General features: G+C 72.7%; 3 protein-coding genes and 2 pseudogenes. 2 read left to right on the top strand and 3 right to left on the bottom strand.

The window, feature by feature from the left end:
• Positions 1-220: 220 nt before the first annotated feature.
• Positions 221-733: pseudogene (locus tag FOE67_RS30800) on the top strand (RNA polymerase sigma factor); the annotation flags it as partial.
• 330 nt (positions 734-1,063) lie between these two features.
• Here the strand turns inward: FOE67_RS30800 and sucD are convergent.
• The 3 genes from sucD to icmB form a co-directional block, all read right to left on the bottom strand.
• Positions 1,064-1,951, bottom strand: coding sequence for a succinate--CoA ligase subunit alpha (sucD, locus tag FOE67_RS15645; RefSeq protein ID WP_182664719.1), 888 nt, complete (start codon positions 1,949-1,951; stop codon positions 1,064-1,066).
• Positions 1,952-2,008: 57 nt separating this feature from the next.
• On the bottom strand, positions 2,009-3,181 hold the full coding sequence (sucC, locus tag FOE67_RS15640) for an ADP-forming succinate--CoA ligase subunit beta (protein ID WP_182664717.1): 1,173 nt from the start codon (positions 3,179-3,181) through the stop codon (positions 2,009-2,011).
• Between the two features lie 300 nt (positions 3,182-3,481).
• The gene (icmB, locus tag FOE67_RS15635) at positions 3,482-3,886 is read right to left on the bottom strand and encodes a coenzyme B12-dependent isobutyryl CoA mutase small subunit (protein ID WP_182664716.1); all 405 of its coding nucleotides are present in this window, start codon (positions 3,884-3,886) and stop codon (positions 3,482-3,484) included.
• Positions 3,887-4,301: 415 nt separating this feature from the next.
• Here icmB and FOE67_RS15630 point away from each other — a divergent pair.
• Positions 4,302-5,268, top strand: a pseudogene (locus FOE67_RS15630) (hypothetical protein); the annotation flags it as partial.

The following is a 5,268-nucleotide window of genomic DNA, read 5'->3' as shown; positions in this document are numbered from 1 at the left end:
CCCCGCCCGGCCCCGGCGCGGGACCCCCTCCGGGACGTCCGGCACCCGGGCGGACGGGACCGCCGGTGAGAGCGGCACCCCCGGCGGTACCGCCGTGGCGACCGCCCCCCGGGGGAACGGGCGGCCGGACACGGCCGGGACCCACCCGACGGACACGGACACCGCCGACCACCTCGTCGACCCCTACCTCGACCCCGGCGTGGAACCGGAGGAGGCCCCCATGCGGGCCTTCGACCTGCTCTACGCCCGCCACGCCGAGTCCCTCACCCGGCAGACCTTCCTGCTGTGCGGGGACCGGCGGGTGGCGACCCGGGCCGTCGTGCACGCCTTCCGCCTGGCCTGGGAACGCTGGCCGGAGGTGGCGGTGGACCGGGATCCGGTCGGATGGGTGCGCGCGGCGGCCTACGAGTACGCCCTCTCCCCCTGGCACCGGCTCCACCCGGCCCGCGTGGTCCGGACCGGGCCGCGCCCGTCCGCCGCGCGGCGGGACCGGGCACGGGTGTCCGCCCACCCCTCCGCCCCCGCCGGGGACGGTGCCGACGGCGCGGCCGAGGACGCGGGCGACACCGCGCCGGACGCCCCCGTCGTCCCCGACGAGGACACGGTGCTGCGGGCCCTGCTCTCCCTGCCCCCGGGCTATCGCCGCTGCCTGCTGCTGCACTACGGGCCGGGGATGGGCGTGACCGAGATCGCGGCCGAGGTGGAGTCCTCCTCGGCGGCCGTCCACGGTCGACTGACCCGGGCGCACGCGATGCTGGTGGAACGCGTGCCGGAGTTGGCGGAGGCGCCGGTCGGAGAGCGGCGGCGCCTGTTGGTGACGGCCCTGGAGCGGATCGCGGAGAACGCCCCGGGCCGACCGGTGCCCGAGGACCGGGTGCGGGAGGTCTGCGAGCGGCTGACCCGCCGGCGGGTGCTGGCGGCGGTCCTGCTGATCCTGGTGATCTCCGGTGCGTCGGGCGTCCGCCGGGGCGATCGGCGGACGTGTCGACGGCCGTCGGGCCCCGGCCGGGCGGCCGGGTGCCCGAGGGGCCGAACGACGAACGCCGCGTCGGACCCGGTCGGGTCAGGCGGCGGCCAGCAGCTCGCGGGCGAGCCGCGCCGTCTCGGACGGGGTCTTGCCGACCTTCACGCCCGCGGCCTCCAGGGCCTCCTTCTTGGCCTGGGCGGTGCCCGAGGAGCCGGAGACGATGGCGCCGGCGTGGCCCATGGTCTTGCCCTCGGGCGCGGTGAAGCCCGCCACGTAACCGACGACCGGCTTGGTGACGTTGGCCTTGATGAAGTCGGCGGCCCGCTCCTCGGCGTCGCCGCCGATCTCACCGATCATGACGATCAGGTCGGTGTCGGGGTCGTCCTGGAACGCCTTGAGGGCGTCGATGTGGGTGGTGCCGATGATCGGGTCGCCACCGATGCCGACGCAGCTGGAGAAACCGAGGTCCCGCAGCTCGTACATCATCTGGTAGGTCAGCGTGCCGGACTTGGAGACCAGGCCGATGCGGCCCGACTTGGTGATGTCCGCGGGGATGATGCCGGCGTTGGACTGGCCGGGGCTGATCAGACCGGGGCAGTTGGGGCCGATGATCCGGGTCTTGTTGCCCTTCTTGCCGGCGTACGCCCAGAACGCGGCGGTGTCGTGCACCGCGACGCCCTCGGTGATCACCACGGCCAGGCCGATCTCCGCGTCGATCGCCTCGACGACGGCGGCCTTGGTGAACTTCTCCGGCACGAAGATGACGGTGACGTCGGCGCCGGTGGCCTCCATGGCCTCCTTGACGCCGCCGAACACCGGGATCCCGGTGCCGTCGAAGTCGACGGTGGTGCCCGCCTTGCGGGGGTTCACGCCACCGACGATGTTGGTGCCCGACGCCAGCATGCGCCGGGTGTGCTTCTGGCCCTCGGAGCCGGTCATCCCCTGGACGATGACCTTGCTCTCCTTGGTGAGGAAGATAGCCATTTCTCTACGGTGTCCTCGATCTGTCCTGAACGGACGTGGATGGTCGTCGTCCGGGGATTACTTGGCGGCCAGCTCGGCGGCACGGGCGGCGGCGCCGTCCATGGTGTCCACCTGCTCGACCAGCGGGTGGTCGGCGTCGGAGAGGATCTTGCGGCCCAGTTCGGCGTTGTTGCCGTCCAGACGCACGACCAGCGGCTTGTCGACGGTCTCACCGCGGCTCGACAGCAGCTCCAGCGCCTGCACGATGCCGTTGGCGACGGCGTCGCAGGCGGTGATGCCACCGAAGACGTTGACGAAGACCGACTTCACGGCCGGGTCGCCGAGGATGATCTCCAGGCCGTTGGCCATGACCTCGGCCGAGGCGCCGCCGCCGATGTCGAGGAAGTTGGCGGGCTTGACGCCGCCCCGGCTCTCACCGGCGTAGGCGACGACGTCCAGGGTGCTCATGACGAGCCCGGCGCCGTTGCCGATGATGCCGACCTCGCCGTCCAGCTTGACGTAGTTCAGGCCCTTGGCCTTGGCCGCCGCCTCCAGCGGGTCGGCCGCGGCCTTGTCCTCCAGCGCGGCGTGATCGGGCTGGCGGAACTCGGCGTTGGCGTCCAGGGAGACCTTGCCGTCCAGGGCGATGATCCGGCCCTCGCCGGTCTTCACCAGCGGGTTGACCTCGACCAGGAGGGCGTCCTCCTTGATGAAGACGTCCCACAGCTTCACCAGCGCCTCGGCGACCTGCTCGGCCACCTCGGCCGGGAAGTTCGCCGCCGCCACGATCTCGCGGGCCTTCTCGATGCCCACGCCGTCGATGGCGTCCACCGGTACCTTGGCCAGCGCCTCCGGCTTGGTGGCGGCCACCTCCTCGATGTCCACGCCGCCCTCGACGGAGGCCATGGCCAGGAAGGTGCGGTTGGTGCGGTCCAGCAGGAAGGAGACGTAGTACTCCTCCGCGATGTCCGCGGTCTGGGCCAGCATCACCTTGTGAACGGTGTGGCCCTTGATGTCCATGCCCAGGATGGCCCGGGCCTTCTCCACGGCGTCGTCGGGGTCGGAGGCGAGCTTCACGCCGCCGGCCTTGCCACGACCACCGGTCTTGACCTGCGCCTTGACGACCGCGCGACCGCCGAGTCGCTCGGTCACCTCGCGGGCCGCCTCCGGCGTGTCGATGACTTCACCGGCCAGCACCGGCACGTCATGCTTGGCGAAGAGGTCCCTCGCCTGGTACTCGAACAGGTCCACGCGTGTCCGTCCTCTTGTTCAGTGGTCTCGCGGTATCGATCGGCCGGGCATGCCGCGAAGCCCGCGGACGGCGGGACAGGAGTGTTCTTTCCTTGGCCGTGCCCCGGCGCGCGGCAGGTCCGCCTGGCAGGGTATCGGCCCCCGGCCGGTCAACCTGAAATCCAGGTCACACCGGCGCGGTGAGCCCGGTCACATCGAGTGCCGGCGAATCGGCACGCCGTGCCACGGTCGCGAACCGGGGCGCCGCCCCGCCCGCCGCCCCGCCCGGCTCGAACGGCGCGGCGGGAGGCGGCGGGGCGCTCAGGCGGCGCGCACGTGCGAGCGCACCCACTCGACCACCTCGCCGGTGGGGGCGCCGGGGGTGAAGATCTCGGCGACACCCTGCTCCTTCAACGGCGGGATGTCGGCCTCGGGGATGATGCCGCCGCCGAAGACGGTGATGTCCTCCGCGTCGCGCTCCCGGAGCAGTTCGATCACGCGGGCGAAGAGGGTGTTGTGCGCGCCGGAGAGGACGGACATGCCGATGGCGTCGGCGTCCTCCTGGATGGCGGTGTCCACGATCTGCTCCGGCGTCTGGTGCAGGCCGGTGTAGATGACCTCCATACCGGCGTCCCGCAGCGCCCTGGCGATCACCTTGGCACCGCGATCGTGTCCGTCGAGTCCCGGCTTGGCGACGACGACGCGAATCGGACCGGACACACCCATTGCTCTGCCTCCCAGGTCGCCCCGGCCCCGATGCCGGAGTGAACGGACGTTAGCCACAGGATCGCGCACCCGGCGGGCGGTGCGCGACAGGGGGAGGGCGAAATCACACGCGCGCCGCCGCGCCGCGCAACGATCCGGCACCGATCGGGACGCGGTCCGGGCACTCCGCCGGCGCGGAACAGCGGGTTCCGGTCCCCCGGGAGCGATGGGCGGTGGCCGAAGAAATTCGAACGCGAATCGAAAACGACGTGAAGCGAATCCGCTTCACGTCCCGAAAGGCGCTCGAATGCCCGATTCCAACTTGTCGAAACCCGCGAAAGATTGTCCGTGCGCGGCACAGGCGGGTACAGTCGCCGCACCGCAGCCGCCGGGGCGCATGCCCCGCTCCTGTTAGTCGAGCCGAAAGGCAGCCTCGGTGAACGATCGTCAAGCCCCCGCCGGATACCCACCGGCCGGAAGCACGGACGACACCGCCCCGTCCCCCTACGGGTACGGGTACCCGCAGGAGACGGGTTACACGCATCATCCCGGCGACGGAATCGCGGAGGGATCCGGCGGCGGATACGGCACCGACCCGTACGGGCAGGCCACCGCCTACGACAACGGCCGGCACTCCGCCACGAGTTGGGACAACACGCCGGCCCACGGCATGCCCCGCTTCCGGGAATTCACCGACGCCTCCGGGGCCGGCCACGAGGGCTGGGGCGCGCAGGGCGGCTGGGACGCCGGGGGCTCCGACCACTGGGGCGGGGAATCCACCGCCCCCGCCGGGGGCGACGGCTACGGCACCGGCTGGGACGGCCAACCGGGCGACCGTCACGGCGGTTGGGACAACGGCTGGGACGGGACGGCGGACACCACCGGCTCCCCGGCCGCGCAGCCCGCCCCCGGTGAGTGGGACCCCCGGACCACCGGCGCCGAGAGCTCCGAGGGCTGGGGCACCGCCGGCGGCTGGGACACGGCGAACGGCACGGGGCACCACGGCACCGACGGATACGGGACCACCGGCCACGAGAGCGGTTACGACTCCGGATACGACGATCCCTACGGCGTCGCCGGGGGTCACCGGGAGGCCGACGGCGAGCGCTGGGCCCCCGAGGCGGCGGACACCGACACCGCGTACGACGAATACCCCGAGCACTCCGACCGCGCCGACCACGCCGGGCGGACGGCGGCCGAATACCCCGAGCGCATCCCCGGCGACGAGCCGGACGACTCCCCCGGCCCCGACACCATGGCCTTCCGCGCCATCACCCGACGCCTGGCCGACGAGGACACTGGCGCCGAGGGCTCCGAGGCGGACCACCGCCCCGGATACGGGGACGACGACCCCGAGGGTCCCGGAGCCGGCCCCCGCCGCAGCCGCCGCCGCTCCCCCAAGC

This window comes from Streptomyces calidiresistens (genome assembly GCF_014141525.1).
GTDB lineage: Bacteria > Actinomycetota > Actinomycetes > Streptomycetales > Streptomycetaceae > Streptomyces > Streptomyces calidiresistens.
This window is presented reverse-complemented; position numbering and strand designations above follow the sequence as displayed.

What these genes read in the sequence shown, in the direction of transcription:
- icmB (WP_182664716.1), bottom strand. Translation starts at nt 3,886, where the DNA reads ATGGGTGTGTCCGGTCCGATTCGCGTCGTCGTCGCCAAGCCGGGACTC.
- sucD (WP_182664719.1), bottom strand. Translation starts at nt 1,951, where the DNA reads ATGGCTATCTTCCTCACCAAGGAGAGCAAGGTCATCGTCCAGGGGATG.